Below are 20380 nucleotides of genomic sequence, written 5' to 3' on the forward strand. Positions count from 1 at the left end.
AACTCCTTCCTATCCCAAATCAAGAATGCCAATGTATGGCAGATTGCGATAGCGCTGGTCATAATCAAGACCATATCCTACTACAAATTCATCCGGAATTTCAAAACCGGTATAATCTACCGCAACGTCTGTTATCCTGCGATCCGGTTTATCTAACATTGCACACAATTTTAAGCTCTTCGGTCCTCTGGCGGATAAATCATCCAGCAGATAACGCAGTGTTCTTCCTGTATCAATAATGTCTTCAATGACAATTACATTTCTACCTTCAATAGATTCTTCCAAATCTTTCTTTATGGTGATTTTTCCACTGGACACGGTTGACGCGCCATAACTGGAAACGCACATAAAATCAATTGTTACCGGCACGGTAATACGCTTTGCCAGTTCACAGGTAAAGAATATACTTCCCTTCAGTATGCAGATTAAATGAACGCTTTCACCTTCATAATCCTTGCTAATTCTTTCTCCTAATTCAGCAATTTTACGATCAAGTTCTTCCTCTGAGAGTAATACACGAATCTGCTCACTCATTGTCTTCTCTTCCTCCATGATATTGTATTTCCAAAATTGTCTTCGTTGTACTGCTTACTTTGTAATATGCACTGATTCGGTATCCCACAATCCACAGGATATGAGCACCGTCTGCCACCAACGGAATCGTGTCCCGCTGCTCTTTTAAAATTTTCTCATTTACAAAATACTGCTTCAGCTTCTGTGTTCTGCCCGTCTCATCCAGCACAAAATAATCGCCCGGCTGTCTGTTCCGAATCAAAAGACTATTTTTTATTCTATCATAGTCCAGCCATTTCGTATACTTTTTTTTAGAAATTCCTTCCGGTAACTCTTCCCGTTTATAAATCCGGCAGGTAAAATCCGGATGTTCTTCTATTGAAATCCCACAACAACCGGCTGGTTGACCGCTTTGTCGTCCGACCGGCTGACTGGAAGACTGACTGGATAGCATTCCTACCGGTTCTGTAATTTTATGCTCCGGTTGTTTTTCGCACTTTTGCAGACGCACCCCGCCGTAAGTCCGCTCTGCCACCACCTGGTAAGGCAGGTTCACGCTTCTTCCCGTCTGCATGGCAAAAAGTTTCTGCACCAGTTCTACATGGGTTCTTGTAATATCTTTACTGCTTGCGGCCGTCTCACAGATACACTCCTTTATCATGCTTGTATACAGGATTTCCGGTTCTTTTAAAAGTTCCTCCGATATCAGGAAAGCCTGCGTCTTCCGGAAATCTTTTTCTACATATTGTGCTTTTTTTTCTTCTATTACAGCAGACAGATATTCCTGTGTCTTCCGGATGTCATCCCCAAGCTGTTCCATATGGGCATAAACTCCGGCATTCAGTTCCTCCAACACTGGAAGCACCTGATTACGGATCCGGTTTCTGCTATAATCCAAAGATGCATTGGTAGCATCCGTACAGTAGCTTTCACCTTTTTCTTTTAAATAATTTTCGATTTCCACCCTTGCCGTATGAAGAAGCGGACGGATGATGCCATCTCTCACCGGCGGAATTCCAGCCATGCCACGCATGCCGCTGCCCCGGATCATATTCCAGAGCATGGTCTCTGCCAGATCATTACGGTTATGGGCAACTGCAATTTTCCCTTCCGGCGCACCCAGTTCTTCTAACGCTTTATGAAAACTTTCGTATCGTAAATTTCTTCCCGCCTCTTCTTCCGAATATCCATGCTGCTTTGCATATTCCGGCACATCATAATCATAGCGGAATAGCTGCACCTGATACCGCCTGCAAAGTTCCTCTACAAACGCTGCATCCTGAAGGCTTTCTTCGCCCCGGATGCCATGCTGCACATGGACTGCTGCCAGCGTAAAGGAAAGTTTTTCTTTCAATTCCAGCAGATGCAGCAGCAGGCATACGGAATCTGCGCCACCGGACACTCCGGCAACCACTACATCCGACTGCTCAATCATATGATATTGTTCCAGAAAAGATTCTACACCAGGAATCATATTATTTCTCCCAAATTGCGGTAGCAAGCACCGTCATATCGTCTGCTGCCTTTCCTCCGGTAAAAAGTAACACCCGCTCCAAAATGCGTTTTGCAAGAATTGTTGCATTATTGGTCTCAATGCTTTCTATAATTTCCTGCATGGTTTCTTCCGGATTCGGCACATGTAAATATTCTAGCACACCATCTGATACCATGACAAGGAAATCTCCGTTATATAAGTCCTTTTCGCTTTTTTCCATATCCAGTTTATAAGATACGCCCACCGGAAGACTGGTGGAAATAAGACATTCCACTATGCCATTTCGCCGGATAAAGGTTGCCGCCGCTCCGATTTTATAAAAGTGGCAGGTTCCGTCATATAAATCCAGTTCACTGATATCCACCGTGGAAAATAAATCCTCCTGCCCTTTCATCACCATGGCAGAATTCATCATGCGGACTGCCGTTTCCACATCAAATCCCGCCTCCAGGAATTTTTCCACCAGTTCAATAACCATTTCACTTTCCTTGCAGGCAAGACTTCCAGAACCCATGCCATCCGATAAGCACATGACCATTTTTCCACTTTCCGGCTCCAAAAAGGAAAAGTTATCCCCGGAAACTGCTGCTCCATCCTTTACCATCCGGGCTACGCCATAAATTGCCTGAAACCGCGGCTCTTCTTCATAGGTATAGAGGTTGACGCCTTTTCCAATCAGCGTCTTGGTATCCTTCTCCGGAATCATGCGCCGGTTCAGTGCTCCGGCTACTGCCTTTGTCAGTTCTCTCGTAGTGACACAGCCTTCTTTTACCATGACTTTCATCACAAGCTGCCAGCGGCCGTTTTCCTTTTCCCAGAGCTGTTCATCAATCACTTTTATGCCCCGCTCTCTTGCCCGGTAAGCTATGTCCTGCAGATTTGACCGGCACTCTTCTGTAATATTTTTCTGCTTCTTTGCACAATCCTCCATGATATATGCCATGGCATCCAGCTGCTCGGCTATGACCTCACGGTTTTCTACCAGCCGGTTGTACCACGCCATATTTAAAGAAGCTTTTTCAAATATCCGAAGAGCCTCCGCCGTCATTTCCTGCATATAGGGGCAATATTCTTCCATTTTCTTTTCAATATCGCGGTTTGTCTTTCCCGCCTCCCGGATAGATTGCAGCAGTGACGACAAATAGCCGTACATGGGGCTGTCATCCTTTTCCCAGCAAAGAGCGCACTGGTCGCAGGAAACACACATTTTCCCGGTTATCTCATTTTGCATCCTGCCCATTTCCTCTGCCGAGAAACTGGTATGTTCCACATTCATCCGCCCGAATATATCTGAAAGGCTTTGAAAGGACTTTGCATAGGTCAGTAGTTTTTCTTCTTCATTACTCTTTATCTCCGGTATTGGCTGATTCACAAATGTGAATTCCAAGAAACTATGTATGATACGGCTTAACACCATGGTGGCTGCAAATATAAAGACTCCTTCTAAGACCGCCATTTCCGTCCGCATTCCGTCTCTTACGTTTAACATTTCTCCAAATACGGATAATAAGGTTGCCGAACAACCTGCGCCAAAGGCAGCTATCCAGGTATAGCAGCCTTTATTTACCCATTCTGCCAGCTTGATGATTACTATGGTTACCAGCAGTGTCATTACATATTTTGTCATCAGTGTCAGCGGCAGCATAAATGCCATTCCAAGAAACATTCCAATTCCCAGCAGCAGCCGTCCACCCCGTTCCAGGTAAGCTGCCGCAAAATATGCCGGGATAAAAGGGTAGCAGCCTGCAAATCCTAATTTACACACTGCTACCCCTATAAAGCATATTACCGCCTGTTTCGTTCTCAATTTCTTCATTTCCATTGTTCCTCCTTCTCCTGTCATTTGTGACAGCAGAAGCTATTATAGAAATGTTTGTCCGAAATCTTTGTCAAACCGTTGTCTCATTTCAAAAAAGTTTTCGGCAAAAAGCGGAATGGTTTGTCTATTTTAAGTTTTTCTATGGTCTTTATGTTCTCGAAGCTGTTCTACTTCTTGTCTTCCTTGAAGATAATCTCATTTTCATGGGTCAGTCCCAGCTTGCTCTTTGCCTGGTCTTCAATATATTCCTGACTCTTGGTATATTCTTCGTAATTATCCAGCTGATTCTGACGTTCTGTTTCATCTTCTAAAGATTCCGTCAGTGCCTTCTCTCTGGCAGTATACTCCTGCTCCTTCTGGTAGAGCTTAACAATCTGAACTGACATAATCACCAAGAACATTATCGCAATCAAAGAGATACAGATTCTTCCGTTTCGTTTCTGTTTTCTTTTTCTTCGACTATTTGTCATACTCATTTCCTCATCTATAGTTTACATAACACCATTCTAATAGTTTTACGGATTTTTTTCAACGTTTTTTGTAATTTTCGTAATAATCTTCTGATTTTCCCTTTCAGGAAACGTAAGGGTACTGCCACCATGCGAAATACTGCCCGCAATGGTTTCCCCACTACTTGAAACAGTTTCTTAAATACTTTTACGATTCCCTTCACCAGCCATGGACTGATGGCATAATTGCATAACAGCATCCCAACGCTCATGCCCAGCATGCAAAAGCCCCGGATTGCTCCGTCATTTTCCCGGCAGAGCATAATAAATATAAATATGGCACTGCCGATGCAGTACAGCATATCCTCCACTGCAACCATCCCGGTTCTATGGGGTATCAGCCTGCGCAGAATCCGAAGCAGGTCAAAGGCTAAGATTAACAGAAATCCCACCAGCATGAACCGGAGGAACCTTAAGGCTTCACCGGAAATTTCCGGGCTGATTTCTATCATTTAAACAACCTGCCTAAGAAGGATTCTCCGCCACCTTTGTGATAGGTTTCCACATCCGAATAGGTTAAGCCATCAATTTTCCCTGTGACATCCACTTCCCCCTGTTCTAAGGACAGGCGGTTTACATGAAGGTCATTTCCCTTTATCAGAAGCATTCCCTGTTCTGTTTCCAGTAAAATTTCATTTACATCAAAAGAAAGCACATCCAGCACTCCGCTGAAGTTTGCACTTTTCCGGTTTGCCAGCAATACTTTATGTGCTTTTGCTGTTTTCAATTCTTCCATTCAGTCTCATACTCCTTTACCCGAAAGTTAGTCCTTTCCAAAATATATGAGACTGTTTCTCTTTTTATGCGTTTTTACTCTTTTACAGATAGCGGAATAATTCTCCTGCCTCTTCTTTCTTGGTGGTATCTGCGATTGCAACCACTTCTACTTTCACCGTCTTCTGGCCAAACATGATTTCGATGATGTCACCTGCTTTTACATTGACGGATGCTTTCGCCGGTTTGCCATTTACGGTGACACGTCCGGCATCACAGGCTTCGTTGGCAACGGTTCTGCGTTTAATCAGGCGGGTTACCTTTAAATATTTGTCTAATCTCATTTGCTTACCTTCTTTCTTTTTGAAATTCAAAGCAGCATTGTCCATCCTTCTATGTTCCATGAAGCAAAGAAACGGAAACTGGCTTTTGTATCTAATCAGAATGCGTTGTAATTTCTGTCCTGATTTTTCCTTGATGTAAGGCTGTCTTTCCGCTTGCTTTGACGGAATGCGGCGGGTGTCCGTCTGCTGCGGATACGACCACTCGCCAGCAAGGGTGGCTAAGCATTCTGCTTAAAGAAAATGGTTATTCTGGCAATCGGTGCAAAGTCGCATCCATGCTCCAATTGCACCTCGCTGACACCTCCCTGTGTCAGCGTTGCCGGTTGCTATGCAGAATGCAAGCCACCCTAACCGTCTCGTTCATGTATCCGCATACAGACGAACACCCACCGCATTTTGTCAAACATTGGAAAGACAGGCTCAATTAACAAAAGGAAAAATCAGGGCTGCAATTACAGCATTCTGGTTTCACAAAAACAGTTTCCGTTTCTGTGTCTTCATGCATATAGAATGATAGAAAATTCTTTTTTCATTCGAATTTCAATAAAAAAAGGTGTAGCAAAAGCAGTTTTCTACTTTCGTTACACCTCTAATCAGAATCATTTTATCAACTTATTTATTGATTAAATCTTTTAAAGCTTTTCCTGCTTTGAACTTAGGTGCTTTAGAAGCTGGAATAACCATCTCTTTACCGCTCTGTGGGTTTCTTCCTGTTCTTTCAGCTCTTTCAGATACTTCGAAAGTACCGAATCCAACTAACTGGATTTTCTCACCTTTTTTTAATTCTTCAGCTACGATATCAGTGAAAGCTTTTAAAGCTGCCTCTGCATCTTTTTTAGATAAAGCTGTTTTTTCAGCCATAGCTGATACTAATTCTGCTTTGTTCATGTTAAAATTCCTCCTCTGGATTTTATAATTCTTCTTGAGGTCTACACTCTCCAAGATTACCTACGAATATATTTATACTTGTTTTTCCTTTATTTGTCAAGGAAAATACGGTAAATTAAGGCATACAATTTGGTCTATAACATTTTGTTGATTTTGTCTAAAACTGCTTTTCCAAGGACTTCATATTTCTGTTCTGCTTCTTCCATAGATGAACCCTTCACACCAATGTAGAATTTTACTTTCGGCTCGGTACCGGATGGTCTTACACAGAACCACGCAGCATCGTTTAATTCATAGTAAAGTACATTAGAGCTTGGAAGTCCTGTTGCTGTTACTGCTCCGGTTGCAAGGTCTGTAATGGTATCCTTCTTGTAATCACGTACTTTTTCAACTTTATAGCCACCGATTTCAGTTAAAGTTTCGCTGCGCAGTGTATCCATGATTTCCTGAATCTTAGCCAGACCCTCGATTCCCTTTAATGTAATAGACTCAACATGGTCTTTATAGTATCCATATTTTTCATACATGGCAAGCATTGCATCCCAAAGAGTCATATTCTTGGTCTTGTAATATGCAGCAGCCTCACATAACGCCATAGATGCTACCACTGCATCCTTATCTCTTGCATAGGTTCCGGTCAGGCAGCCGTAGCTTTCTTCCATACCAAAGAGGTAGGTTCCTTTTCCGGTCTTTTCGAACTCTAAGATTTTGCCGCCGATAAACTTGAATCCGGTTAATACTTCGATTAACTGAATGCCATAGTATTCTGCAATGGCATCTGCCATATTGGTAGATACGATGGATTTGATAAATGCACCATCTGCCGGCAGGGAGCCGTTGATTGCTTTCTTTTGTCCGATGATATAATCACCAATCAGGCAGCCGGACATATTTCCGGTTAAGGAATGATATTCTCCCGTCTTAGAATCCTTTACATATACACCGAGGCGGTCTGCATCCGGGTCAGTTGCAAGGATTAAGTCTGCATCTACTTTCCTGCCCAGTGCAAGTCCCAATGCAAATGCTTCCTCTGCCTCCGGGTTCGGATAACTTACGGTTGGGAAATCTCCATCCGGAAGTTCCTGTTCCGGAACAACATATACATTTTCAAAGCCAAGCTCTTTTAACACACGGCGGACCGGGATATTTCCTGTTCCATGTAATGGTGTGTATACAATCTTAAGGTCTTTGCCTACTGCATCAATGGCATCCTGATGTACCACAAGCTTCTTAAGCTCTGCAATATAAGCATCATCGATTGCCGCACCGATAGTCTCATAAAGGCCTGCTGCCCTGGCATCCTCTAAGGACATGGTCTTAACGGTGCTGTAATCAGTTACTTTCTTTACTTCATCCATAATTCCGGTATCATGAGGTGGTGTAATCTGTGCACCGTCCTCCCAGTATACCTTGTACCCATTGTATTCTGGCGGGTTGTGGCTTGCTGTAATATTAATTCCGGCAGTGCATCCTAATTTACGGACTGCATAAGATAATTCCGGTGTTGGTCTTAATGACTCAAATACATATGCTTTGATTCCGTTTGCTGCAAGGCAAAGTGCGGATTCATCTGCAAATTCCGGTGACATATGTCTGGAATCGAAGGCAATTGCCACACCCTTATCCTGTGCATTTACTTTTAAAATATAATTTGCAAGACCCTGTGTTGCTTTGCGGACAGTATAGATGTTCATACGGTTGGTACCGGCACCGATTACCCCACGTAATCCTGCTGTACCAAACTCAAGATCTTTATAGAAACGATCCTCAATTTCCTTGTCATTGTCTTTGATTGCCTGAAGTTCAGCCTTGGTTGCCTCATCAAAATACGCTCCCTCAAGCCATGCTTCGTAAGTTTCCTTGTAACCCATTCCTGATTTCCTCCTACTTTTCATTTATGTTGTTTACCAAAAGAGCCTGCCAGTGGCAGCCTCCTTCGGATGTCTCGCCCTTTCATTTCTCTCACTAATTCGTAAGACTGTTAACTACCTGATTTAATGTACTTGTCGAAGAATTATTGTTACTGGTTAATGTATCAATAATTTCACTCAATGCCTTCCTATATGCATCAGAGTCACTGGATGAACTTCCACTGGAGCTGTTCGTTCCACTGGAATTCGATGTACTGTCGGAATGCTTATGCTCCACGGTTGTGTTCTCTTCATTTCCGGCAGTTTCCGTCGATTCTGTCTCTGTACTGCCCGTATCATCACCTGACAACGCAATCTCTATCTGCGCTTCCGGCGAATTTACATATAGCCGCTTCGACCAGGTGTCATATCCATCTGCAGTAATCTGTATGGAATGGATGCCATACTGCAGCTGTAATGGCTGTGTATAATCAACCTGACTACCATCAATATACATCAAAGCGCCTGCAACATCAACCGCAAAGGTTAAAGTACAATATTTCGGATCCTCACCCTTTATGGAATCTACATCCACGGAAATCTGCTCATTTCTTGTTACAGCTACCTCTGTGGAACCGCCGTAGCCATTGCCGGCAACGGTTAATTCATAGGTTCCTTCCGGCACCTCTAACTGCATATTCTCCGTGATCTTATAATAATTCTTATGATTCAGGCTTAACCAGCCGCCCTCTAATGCCTGTGTATTTACAAGCTGGATGACTCCATGTCCTGTTGTAACGGACACTGACAGCACTTTCCGGTCAATTCCCTGTATTCTTAAGGTGTCCTGTCCGGTAACTGCGGACAATTCTATGGCTGCATCTCCGGAAAACACTTGTAATTCTTCATCATAAGAATACTTTGTGTCTCCTATGGTAAATATCTTATCTTCTTCATTATAGGAAAATTTTCCGATATCGTCCATCTCCCATGCATCTGCCGACTGCTCCACCTTTTCTAATATCAGGTCTTTATCCCGGAGTGTTAAAGTAACCACTTTTCCCGGTACCATGGATGCAGCCGAAATCAGACTGCCATGTCTGTCTTTAAAAATTGTCCCATCTGTATAAGAATACTGTTCATAACGTCCCGTGTCAATATTCAGAAATGTCATTGTTGAAAGTGTTGTATCAGCACCACTTACCGTATACAAGCTGCTTTCCTCTGCCTGTGTCACTTCCTCCGTTGCTGCCTCAACACCTGATACATAGCCTTTCATGCTGACAGGCCCATCGTCTTTCCTTCCACAGCCGCTCAAGGCCACAAATACTGTGAAAATAGCCAAGGCCAACAGCCAGTGCTTCCCTGATTGCTTCATTTCGCACCTCTTTTTCTCCTGTATGCTCTTTTCCTCCGGCAATTGCCTGTACATGATTATACATGATTATTCCACAAAATAAAATAACATTCTTAAAAACTGCTGGCGGATTTCTTCCTGTTCGATAACCCGGTTCAACTTCTCAATGTCTCTGCCGGACACCCACGCCTTATTGGCATTAAAGTAGTGATTTGCCACTTTCCAGAACTTCTGTGGGTATGCCATCCTTACATAAAGCTGCTCCCATTCCTCTGGTAATAATTTTCGTCTTTTTTCGTAAGCTGCCAGCATATCCGTTGCCAGCCCGATATTAAAATTATGTTTTTCCATCAGTTTCCGTAAGAAATGCGCCAGATCCCCTACCAGCACATCATAATGTGCCTGTTCAAAATTTGTAATTATAATTTTACCATGGGTAAATAATACATTATGCTGGTTAAAGTCTCCATGGCAGATTCCATACATTGCTGCTTCCCGGCTCTGCTTTCCGCTCTGCCCCTGCGTTTCACCCGGATTTGGTTTCATCAGCCGATGTTCCACGTCCAGTGCCTGTTTTAAGAAAATCTCATAATTGCGCATAAATATCATTTCAAACTCATTCTTTTTATGCTTTCCATGAATATAATTGCGCACCTTTTTAAGCTCCCGGTTGTGCCGGAATACCTCCATGGCATAATCCTGTCCGCCAATTTTTAAATTTTCATCCTCCACCTTCTGCAGGACAAGATGCAGCTTTGCCAGTTCTTCTACCGCAGCAAGTACATCATCACGGCTCCTGGTCTCACACTCCCTGCCCTCCATATATTTTCTGGCATAGTACCAGGTTTCATCCACCTCCTGGACTAAAATTTCTCCTTCCCTGGTATGTATGATTTCATCTGCTTCTATTCCATTTTCTTTCAGACGGAGCAAAACATGTTCTATAGCTTCCGCTCTGCCTTTTGACCCGCGAAAAGATCCTATTATTATTTTTCCGCCCTCTGATGTCGTGCAGATATAGGTTCCCCTTCCTTTCTGGATGGCGGTTACCTCAAACGGATACTGTTCTAACAACTGGCTCGATAAATTATACACAAAAACCCCTCCATACGACGAATTCGCACAAATCTTTATGCGTCTTTCTATCATATGAAGAGGTTCTTTAAAGTATAACCTGTCAGATATTCTTTTGTATTCTTTTCCGGTTCTTCAATTACCACATCTAAAAGTTTTGCCAAAATGTTCCCTATCTGCGGACCGGGCTTCACACCAAGTTCTATTAAGTCCCGTCCGTTAAGTGCAAGGTCTTTTAGTGTCAGACAGTCTGCATCTTTGATTATTTTATCATAAATCTTATGATATCCGTCCAATGCTTCAAGCTTTTCTTTCCTCTGATAATCACTCTGGGCTAAAATATCTGCTTTCTTCAGTTCAAATATAACCGGGTAGCACTCTAATCCGGCTTTCTGTACCGCCTTTCGTACGGACTCCGGTGTCAGTACCGGGTTAATATCGTGAATTGCCACCAGCCGGCAGACCATATCAATGGTTGCATTGTCGAATTTTAATCTGCGTAAAATTGTCTTCGTCTTCTTTGCCCCCACCTGCGGATGCCCGTAGAAATGGTCAATTCCATCTTCATCTGTACTGCGGCAATCGGGCTTTGCCACATCATGAAATAATGCTGCAAGCCGTAGCACCTTGTCTGCTTCCACACCTTTTAACACTTCAATGGTATGCTCTCCTACTGTATAACAGTGATGGGGATTATTCTGTGGTGTACGCATCATCACCGAAAATTCCGGCAGTACCACATCCGCAATTCCTGTGGCATATACGGTATGCATCTCCTCCGGATGGACTGAGGTAAGAAGCTTAACCAGTTCTACCTGAATACGCTCTGCACTGACCTTTTTTAACATCGGTGCAAGCTCCTGAATCGCTTCTGCTGTCTCTTCTTCTATATCAAAGCCCAGCTGTGCCGCAAATCGCACTGCCCGAAGCATCCTTAAAGCATCTTCCCCAAATCTCTCCTTTGGTTCTCTTACACAGCGGATGATGCCACGCTTTAAATCTCCTGCTCCGTCAAAAGCATCCACCAGTCCCCGCTGTTCATTATATGCCATGGCATTAATGGTAAAATCCCTGCGTTTTAAATCCTCTAAAAGATTATCTGTATAGGTTACTTCCTTCGGATGTCTGGCATCCTCATATTCGCCATCAATCCGGTAAGTTGTCACCTCATACCCTTTTTTATCCAGCATTACCGTTACCGTTCCATGCTCAATTCCAGTATCAATGGTGCGCCCAAAAATTTCTTTTACGTCTTCCGGATAAGCAGAAGTGGTAATATCCCAGTCCTGAGGCACACGTTGAAGGAGGGTGTCTCTGACACACCCTCCTACTGCATATCCTTCAAAGCCTGCTTCCTGCAGCTTCTCAATTATAAACTTAACATGCTCTGGAAGCTTCATTACCATACGTTTTCCCGTTTCCTTTGCTTTACTTCTGTTCCTGTTCTTCAAAGAACTTATACGTTCCTTTGGATTCTGCTTTTACTGCATACAGAAGATCATCTGCCACTTTAATCATTTCATCAATGTCTTCTGCCTTCTTTACCTGATTGGAAGAAATAATACCAATAGAGCAGGAAAGTAATTTCTTATCATCAATCTCAACCGGCTGTCCGATTTCTTTTGCAATCAGTTCCCTGAACCCATCCTGTTTCTTAATCTCTTTATAGATAGCCTTTGCGGTAGCCTCTAAGGTCTTTTTTTCTCCGGTGTAGAGGAAAATAATAAATTCATCACCACCGAAACGTGTCACAAAGCCCTTGTCCCTGCAGACCCTGCTGAAGATATTTGCCATGGACTTAAGCAGCAAATCTCCCACATCATGTCCAAAGGTATCATTATATCCTTTGAAATTATCCAGATCGATAAACATAATACCAAAATCATGCTTCATGTGGCCCTTTTTAATCTTCCGGATAATTTCCTCGATGTTCTGATAGAATCCCTTCCTGTTGAAAATTCCTGTCAGCTGGTCGGTTACTGCAGATTTATACAATGCAGTATTCATTTCGTAGAGCTTCTCATATGCATAGAGACGATTCAGTGCATACTGCACTTCCCGGAACAAAAGCTCATAAATCCGCATATCACTCTCATCTAACATATAGCGGCTGACGGAAGAATGCCAGTTATCCTTCATCAGAATATATGCTATCATAATGCTTGTTACTTTTCCATTGTCAAAGAATGGAATAGCAACAAGGGAGCATACATTATCTTCACCAAACAGTTTGACCACATTCAGATGTTCCGAATAGTTACTGCTGATTTTCGATACAACAAACCCTCTCTGTGTCTTTTCGAACACTTCTTTTAAATACTTCTGCTCCTTCATAGAAAGACTGGCTTCTGTATTATCATAAAGTACCTTTGGTTTTCTTCCATGATACTGTATATATAATGCCCGGTCCAAATTAAAATGATACAGGAATGTCCGCATCACATTCTCTACCATTACTTCTGCCGAAACATCCGTCACATCAATGGTCTTCTGCCATGTCGACAGAAAATCCATCTGACGGCGTTCCTGCTTGTAAGCACGGTTTATGCTTTCCTGCTTCAGCTGCATTTCCATCTCCTGGGAAGATATCACATGAAGAGGTTCTTCTGATAAATACTGTTCCAATGGCTCTAATACCTTAATTTCTTCATCTGTGAGAGAATGGGTATTATCCTCAAGATATTGTTTTAAGATTGCCTCTTCATTGCTCTTAAGTTCCATTCTTCCTGTCTGCCCATAAAAGCGGATCCTGTCCTTACGGAACAGCTGATAACAGAAGAACTGGTTTCCCTCAGTCCGCACCAGATGTGTCTCTGCACAATTAAAATCTTCAAATGCTGACGAATCATTACCGGAATCCATTCCAAGTAATGCCCGTGTGAAATGATAAAGGAACATATCGTCATCACAACGTGCATAATCGTGGATGATTCCCACATCATTCTGAAGCTTTTCTTTTTCAATTATGTAATTTAAGAACTGTTTGCAGTTATTGAGGTACTGTTCACAGTTGAAGCGGTTGCCAAGCTTCTGATTGCACAATGCTAAGAGTCCATACAATTTACTTAAATTACAGACCCTCAGACTATTTAAATGCAGACGTTCAATGGTCTTCATACAGCGCATCAGATATTCATTGGCTTCCTTGAATTCTTCTGCTGCAATACAGTTAATTGCCATATTGTAATATACTTCCGCAATATCCTCCGGCAATTCCAGATTATATAAAATTTCTACTGCTTTCTGAAAATAACGCTTTGCAAGATCATTCTGTCTTAATGCCGTTAAGGTATAACCGATTCCCGAGAAAATACGTCCACTTTCCACAGAACGTTTGTTGTCCAGTGCTTCGAAAGTTCTTACCGAATACAGCAATGAAATCGGATACATACCGTTGGTAGACGCCAGCATAATATTCTTCTGGTATGCATTGTAAATAAGCTGTGTATTGCCAATTTCTGTTGCCAGTCTGATTCCCTTACTGAAATAAATAAGCTGGGATTCGGAATAATATGCCTTTGCTACAATCTCCGGCTTATTGTCATAGGCATACACATAAATGTACGCCAGATGATTCCGGTAGTCATATTTTATTAATTTTTCAATCATGGCATCGCTGACTTCCACGTTCTGTGCACAAAAGAAAATATTATTCCAGCCTGCCATCTTCGCCTGTATTTCTACCAGCTCTGCTTCAAACTGACCGCGCTCCATGCCACCTTCTGTTGCAATACTTTTTGCAACACCTGCACATTCAGTGGCTTCCTGCAGTTTTGACTGATACATATAAATTACAGAGCGGAGATAATATGCATAAAAACGCATCCTGCGGTTCTTTTTCTTCTCTGCAAGCTGTAAGATACCCTCACTTATTTCCAGTGCTTTTGGCAAATCCCTCATATATACCGATACATATGCATAGAACTGCCAGAGTTCGTATTTCACTTCATCCGATACTGTAAAATTATCAAATCTGATTCTGCGGTCTACTTTTTCCAGATAAAACAACGCCTGTTCAAAATCCATGAAAAAAACAAGATTCTGCAATGTTCTGATATCATCTGCAATACTTTCTGCTGTAATAACCTCATCTCTTTGTTCCCGGGATTCTCCGGCATTTCCAATGCGGAATATTGCAACATTATTGTCCAATTCCTCCGTTACGCTTTCCCAGCCCGGCAGCATATATTCCGGCAGCCGCTGCTGCTCATTCATGCCGAGAACGATTCCGATATTCTCTGTATGCTCTGCCTTTAACAGTTCATAGACTATTTCTATGGTTCCCATTCCGGCAAACTGCATGCGGTTAATCCAAAGCATAAACGGCTGTATCTTAGAAACTTCAACAAGCATTGCCACAATAGCATCATGCATCCGCTCCCGCTCATAGTCAACTTCTGTATACAATAAACTCTCTTTCCGGATACATTTTCCGGTCTCCCGGTATGCTGCAATAATTGGACGCTGCAGGGAATAGACATTACACTTGTCCAGGAATTCATCAAATGTCATCTCCTTCTGCTGGTCGAAAAGTTCCAAAATCAAATCCAGAAACGGCTCATATGCTCCCGATAATTTCTCTGCCCGGAATTCGTGGGCTACAAAACGAACCTCTTTATTATTCGTTATCTGCTCTGATATTTCCAACTGCTTTAATGAAAAATCATTGCTGTATTTTGCCAGAACAATGTTGTGTTCTTTCTTTCCAATCTGTGCAAAAACCTGTTCCAGAATACTGTTATAATATTTTTGAATCATCTGTTTCCCCCTTCAGAAATATTCAAAAAGGCTCTGAAAATATATGATAATTCCCTGTTATCATATACCTCCCTTTCTCTTTCTGTAATAACCTGTCTGGTATTTATAATTTATATATTAGTATAGTCCTCAAACCCACGGATTGTCAATGTTTGTTGCGACTTTTTGGGGGCTTTTTGAAGGGAGTTTTCACACTTTTCCGATACCATTTATTTTCATTAAAATACTGCAGTTTTATAATGCATGTATTGGTAATTGCAGAAATTTTAATGCAGCTCTTGCTGCAATCTCCGTCGGGTCAACTATATTTTCTCTGATTCCTGCCAGGGAAAAAGCAATTGGTAATTCAGTACATCCCAGAATCACACTTTGCGCACCCTGTTTAATCAAGGATTTTAAAATATCGTCAAGTCCGTACTTTTCTACATCCTTTTTTCCAGCTTTAATACATTGATAGATTACTGCCATAATTTTCTGTTGCTGCTCTGCATCCGGATAAATCGTTTTGATTCCCTGTGCCCGAAGCTCTTTCTCATAAACCCCACTCTTTATCACGCCATCCGTAGCCAATACGGCTGCACATGATATATTCTGCTCTTTTAAAGCTTTTACTGTCTCGCGGGGCATATGCAATATCGGGATATCAGTAAATATTTTTAACCGATCATAAAAAAAATGTGCTGTGTTACAAGGTATCATCAATAAATCTGCTCCCATATTTTGCAGACTTACTGCACTTTTTACCATCTCTGGTATAGGATCCTCTCCCTTTTCAAGAATAGCTTTCGTTCTATCCGGAATATTCGTGTTACAATCAACACAAACATGCACATAGTTCTGATCGCAGTCTGCATCTGACACTTCAAAAATCTTTTTCATTAAATCGCAGGTAGCCATCGGTCCCATGCCACCAATAATACCTATTGTTTTTTTCAATTCCGTTCCTTCTTCCTCAGGTCATGTGTCAAAGTTCAGAAAGCCCGGAAATCATTATCATTTCCAGGCTTTCCTTGTAATGTACTTCAAATTTTCCATCAAAATCTGACATGCTGTATGTTTACATCATTTTTTAAGTTTTTTAATACTCTACCTTCCACATATAGCGTCGTGTTGTCAGTGGATGCTGTCTCTCCTCAGCCAAAGCCTTATTATAAACCGGATATACATTTGTGAATAAGGAATGGTTAAAATAGTCTACGACTGATGCATCAATTGTAGACAGCCCTAAATCCTTTGCATCAATTACTTCAATCCGTTTTGCATAAGTCTTCAAAAACTTCAATGCACGTTCATCCAACGGTCGATTGGTTCCCTCAGAAACCTGAAGCACAAATGGTACTTCTTTATCTGTAATTTCGAAAGGTCCATGGAAAAATTCCCCACTGTGAATACTGGAAGAATGAATCCACTGCATTTCCATAAAAATACATATACTTTGCATATATGCTGCACCATAACCCGCTCCGCTTGCCATAGTATAAATAATTTTATCATCTTTATATTCCTTGGCAAACAGTTCAGCCCGTTTTTCCACATGCTTACATGCATGTTTCACAATACCATCAATACGTCCAACACCATCCATAAATTCTTCATAATGCTCATACCCTTCTGTCTGATTCAACAGTTCCACTGCCACCAGAAGTGCACAGATAATTTTTTCACCAGCAATATCCTTGTTATCCCCAAAAGTATAATTGATAATATAATCACCAAATGGGGTAATCTCTGATTCCTCTTTCCATGTCAGAATAATTACAGCTGCACCTTTTTCCTTTGCCAGCTTCGCTGCATTAATTGTTTCCGGTGTATTTCCCTTATGGCACGATAAACACACGATTACATTTTTTCCCAAATCCTTCGGAGTACTATATACAAATTCATTACTATTAATTAGTGCTGACTTAATATTTGCACATTCTCTTTCCATAAATGTTTTCGCTGGATAAAGTGCTCCATTAGAGCCACCACATCCCACAAAATATAATGCTTTAATACCGCCTTCTTCTTTTCTGCTTTCTAAAATTTCTGTAATTACATTCTTGATTTCTGTTGGTTTCATTGATAATCCTCCCATAAATATTTTTAATACATTGTTGTTATATTATTCTGCAAGCATTGGTCTTGCTAATTTCTGAATATATGAAATTTCTTCCTGGCTCAGTTTACAATACTCACTATTATCCATACTACATCCGGCATCCTGCACATACATCATTTTGGTATCCTTTTCTACAATGGTAAAAAACCAACGTTCTTTCGGTACATTGTATAAAGTTCCTTTCTCCACCGGAGTTAATTCAATATTAAACTTTCCATCTATTCTGTCCGCTGTAATAATAATACATTTTCCAGAAATCAAAATGAATTGTTCATCTGTCGTATGATGTATCTCTAAATGTTCTAACCCATCAATGTCATTATTCGGTTTCCAATTTTTGATACAAACAACCCATTTTTCATTCCGATATGCACATTCTATTCCTTCTCCATCATACCTGTAACTTGTCGGCTTTATATCCATATAGCGTTCCTCCTTAAACCTTTTAATTATTTCTATTATCAATTATTCTTCCTGCAATTGGCGTTCCATACCCAAACGCTCCTTCGACACCGCAAATCTTTGAAGCGAATTCTGCTCCAGCCTGCATGGCTTTCTTTAAAAGTTCTTTAACATTCCCATCATCTTTACTTTCTTCTTTAAAAAATTCCGGTTCTTTATACCGTAAAATATATGTCAAAAATGTCGCGAAATAAGAGTCTCCTGCACCCATAGTATCCATAATGCTTTCTGCCTTTACAGCTTTTTCATACATCATTTCACCATGGTATAAAATGTATGAACCATCTTCTCCTATTGTTCCCAGAACAAGCGGAACTCCAAGCTCTTTTACTTTACTCATTTCCCTTTCGCGTTCTTTATCACTTAAATGTGCACAGGAAAGCATTGCCACTTTAATATGCGGACAAATTTTTTTCAGATATTCGTCTGTCCATCGATTTGAAAAATCAAATGCAACTGGAAGACCCAAAGAAGCAATTTCTTCTATGTCATCATCTATATAGGCATTCAGATTTGTATAAATCAAATCAAACTTTCTTATATATGAAAAATCTTCCTGCGTAAAATCATAAGGATACTCTTTTGCCACACCTCCATGATTGGACCCGACAAATACGCGATCTCCCTGATTCAGTGTCACACATGCAAATCCATTTTCACCTTCATAATTCCTGCTATGTGAAAAGTCTACATTCATATTTTTCAGTGCTGCCTGAATGCATTCTGCTACTTCATCATTTCCAAATTTACCTAAAAATGCACTTTCTGCATTATTCATATGTGCATATGCACATGTGTTAACACACTGACCTCCTGGATACATTTTCCCCCTGGAAAGATATTTGTCACAAACTGCATCTCCAATTGCAATTATTCTAGGCTGTCTCATTTTTATTTCTTTCTCCTTTCTTTCAATTTTTCTTTCACCCAGACTCCCTCACCTCTTCTTTTTGCAACAAGCAATTATTTTTCCAGATTCGCTCTTTCATTTTTTCAGATAGCCATTATTAATATTTATGTATATCTGGCAATCCATCATGAGGTGGCAGTTCCCACAGCCTGTCAGAATAACACAGGCTGTGTGCTGTTACTGTTTTCTTTATTTTGCCACCACCGGTTTTTATCAGAAAACAAAATATCCTATTCCTGTTGCTACTAATACTGATACAATTGTACATACAAGTCCCGGCCGCATATAGCTGTGATTAAATATAAATTTTCCAATCTTCGTAGTACCTGCCGTGTCAAAAGCAAGACCTGCTATACACTGGCTGGAATCCGGGATAAAATAGTTGGATGAGCATGCCATCCATCCACCTACAATAATATAAGCCGGCAGATTCAATGCAATTGCAATTGGAATCATAATCATTGTCGTAGACGCTTGTGAACTTGTCAGTGCACCTACCAGAAATACTGCAATAATATAAATCCATGGATGTTCATTTGTTAAAGCTGACAAATTTTCTGTAATGAAGTTTGTCTGTGCACCAACAAAAGTATTTACCAGCCAGCAAAGTCCCGCTGCAAGAATAACAGCAAAGAATCCAGTCTTTAACAACGGTACTTCTAAAATGTCGTTACTATCAATTTTACTTACAATAACAATAATTGCGGCAGCTACATACATAATAATCTGGATTAAAGATGTCATTGCTAACTGTGTACCATCGCTAAATGTTGGACGGAGCGCCGGGAAAATACCGCATATTGCAATTACTACCATAGAAACCAGGAAGATAGCAACAGAAATCTTTGCTTTTTTGGTTACCTGTTTTTCTCCTTCTACTTTCTTTTTAAAATCTTTTACCAGTCCATCTGCAACCCTCTGCTGATATTCAGGATCATCCTCTAATTCCAGACCTTTCTTGTATACAGACAATGCTGCAACCAATACTCCTATCAGTGCTGCCGGAATTGCTACCAGCATAATTGTTGCCAGATTTACTTTTTCAAAAATAGTCATATAACCCACAATAGCTACTGTTGCAGCTGTTATTGGTGATCCGGTATTTGCCTGCTGGGATGAAATAATACTAACAGAAATCGGGCGCTCAGGCCGAATTCCATTTTCCAATGCTATTTCATTAATAACCGGAAGTAACGAATATACAATATGTCCGGTTCCACAACAGAATGTAAATAAATACGCTACAAAAGGTGCTACCAAAGTAATGTTTTTCGGATTTTTCCGTAATATTTTTTCTGCAAGCTGTACCATAAAATCCAATCCGCCAGTCGCCTGCATCGTACAGGCTGCGGTAATTACCGCCAACATAATCAGTATAACAGTAATCGGTGGATCTGATGGAGTCACTCTAAAGATATATACGAAAATCAACATTCCGATGCCGCCAGCCATTGCCAGGAAACTTCCACCTTTTCTGGTTCCCCACACAATAATCAGCATTAAAACAATAAATTCAATCCAAAACATGGACATCTACCTCCTCTTTTTTATTTATTCCAAAGCATGTGCACTACTTTAAAACCAAA

General features: G+C 41.1%; 18 protein-coding genes. All 18 read right to left on the minus strand.

Annotated elements, in window-relative coordinates; translation table 11 throughout:
• Window positions 1-9: 9 nt before the first annotated feature.
• Window positions 10-534, minus strand: coding sequence for a hypoxanthine phosphoribosyltransferase (gene hpt / locus DV740_RS08410; protein ID WP_022242336.1), 525 nt, complete (start codon window positions 532-534; stop codon window positions 10-12).
• A complete protein-coding gene (gene tilS, locus DV740_RS08415) occupies window positions 527-1987 on the minus strand; it encodes a tRNA lysidine(34) synthetase TilS (RefSeq protein ID WP_118087833.1) in 1461 nt (486 codons plus the stop codon). The genes hpt and tilS overlap by 8 nt, the downstream gene beginning before the upstream one ends.
• 1 nt (window position 1988) lies before the next feature.
• Window positions 1989-3824: a SpoIIE family protein phosphatase gene (locus DV740_RS08420; RefSeq protein WP_242994251.1), complete on the minus strand. Its 1836-nt coding sequence runs from the start codon at window positions 3822-3824 to the stop codon at window positions 1989-1991.
• Window positions 3825-3994: 170 nt separating this feature from the next.
• On the minus strand, window positions 3995-4297 hold the full coding sequence (locus tag DV740_RS08425; protein WP_022242339.1) for a septum formation initiator family protein: 303 nt from the start codon (window positions 4295-4297) through the stop codon (window positions 3995-3997).
• Window positions 4298-4311: 14 nt separating this feature from the next.
• Complete coding sequence (gene yabQ / locus DV740_RS08430; RefSeq protein ID WP_117697715.1) at window positions 4312-4788, minus strand: spore cortex biosynthesis protein YabQ; 477 nt, start codon at window positions 4786-4788, stop codon at window positions 4312-4314.
• Complete coding sequence (gene yabP / locus DV740_RS08435; protein WP_022242341.1) at window positions 4785-5072, minus strand: sporulation protein YabP; 288 nt, start codon at window positions 5070-5072, stop codon at window positions 4785-4787. Before yabP ends, yabQ begins: the two co-directional genes overlap by 4 nt.
• 82 nt (window positions 5073-5154) lie before the next feature.
• Entirely contained in the window at window positions 5155-5394 is a 240-nt protein-coding gene (locus tag DV740_RS08440) for an RNA-binding S4 domain-containing protein (RefSeq protein ID WP_022242342.1), read from the minus strand.
• Between the two features lie 612 nt (window positions 5395-6006).
• A complete protein-coding gene (locus tag DV740_RS08445; protein ID WP_022242343.1) occupies window positions 6007-6282 on the minus strand; it encodes an HU family DNA-binding protein in 276 nt (91 codons plus the stop codon).
• 134 nt (window positions 6283-6416) lie between these two features.
• Complete coding sequence (locus tag DV740_RS08450) at window positions 6417-8153, minus strand: phospho-sugar mutase (RefSeq protein ID WP_117697716.1); 1737 nt, start codon at window positions 8151-8153, stop codon at window positions 6417-6419.
• Window positions 8154-8247: 94 nt separating this feature from the next.
• Window positions 8248-9510: a hypothetical protein gene (locus DV740_RS08455; RefSeq protein WP_147337970.1), complete on the minus strand. Its 1263-nt coding sequence runs from the start codon at window positions 9508-9510 to the stop codon at window positions 8248-8250.
• Between the two features lie 66 nt (window positions 9511-9576).
• Window positions 9577-10584, minus strand: a complete 1008-nt coding sequence (locus DV740_RS08465) for a phosphotransferase (RefSeq protein ID WP_158561543.1) — start codon at window positions 10582-10584, stop codon at window positions 9577-9579.
• Window positions 10585-10634: 50 nt separating this feature from the next.
• Window positions 10635-11969 (minus strand): CCA tRNA nucleotidyltransferase, encoded by a 1335-nt coding sequence (locus DV740_RS08470; RefSeq protein WP_118057117.1) that lies wholly within the window; start codon window positions 11967-11969, stop codon window positions 10635-10637.
• A 22-nt stretch (window positions 11970-11991) separates the two neighbouring features.
• A complete protein-coding gene (locus DV740_RS08475; RefSeq protein WP_118087836.1) occupies window positions 11992-15321 on the minus strand; it encodes a tetratricopeptide repeat-containing diguanylate cyclase in 3330 nt (1109 codons plus the stop codon).
• 234 nt (window positions 15322-15555) lie between these two features.
• Entirely contained in the window at window positions 15556-16257 is a 702-nt protein-coding gene (locus DV740_RS08480) for an aspartate/glutamate racemase family protein (RefSeq protein WP_117947143.1), read from the minus strand.
• 142 nt (window positions 16258-16399) lie between these two features.
• On the minus strand, window positions 16400-17383 hold the full coding sequence (locus tag DV740_RS08485) for an SIS domain-containing protein (protein ID WP_117697731.1): 984 nt from the start codon (window positions 17381-17383) through the stop codon (window positions 16400-16402).
• A gap of 42 nt (window positions 17384-17425) precedes the next feature.
• A complete protein-coding gene (locus DV740_RS08490) occupies window positions 17426-17845 on the minus strand; it encodes a hypothetical protein (RefSeq protein ID WP_022242350.1) in 420 nt (139 codons plus the stop codon).
• A gap of 22 nt (window positions 17846-17867) precedes the next feature.
• A complete protein-coding gene (locus DV740_RS08495) occupies window positions 17868-18773 on the minus strand; it encodes a fructoselysine 6-kinase (RefSeq protein ID WP_117697733.1) in 906 nt (301 codons plus the stop codon).
• A 234-nt stretch (window positions 18774-19007) separates the two neighbouring features.
• Window positions 19008-20321, minus strand: a complete 1314-nt coding sequence (locus DV740_RS08500) for an anaerobic C4-dicarboxylate transporter family protein (RefSeq protein ID WP_117697735.1) — start codon at window positions 20319-20321, stop codon at window positions 19008-19010.
• Between the last annotated feature and the right edge of the window lie 59 nt (window positions 20322-20380).

The sequence above is a fragment of the Roseburia sp. AF02-12 genome, from assembly GCF_003461765.1.
Lineage (GTDB): Bacteria > Bacillota > Clostridia > Lachnospirales > Lachnospiraceae > Roseburia_C > Roseburia_C amylophila.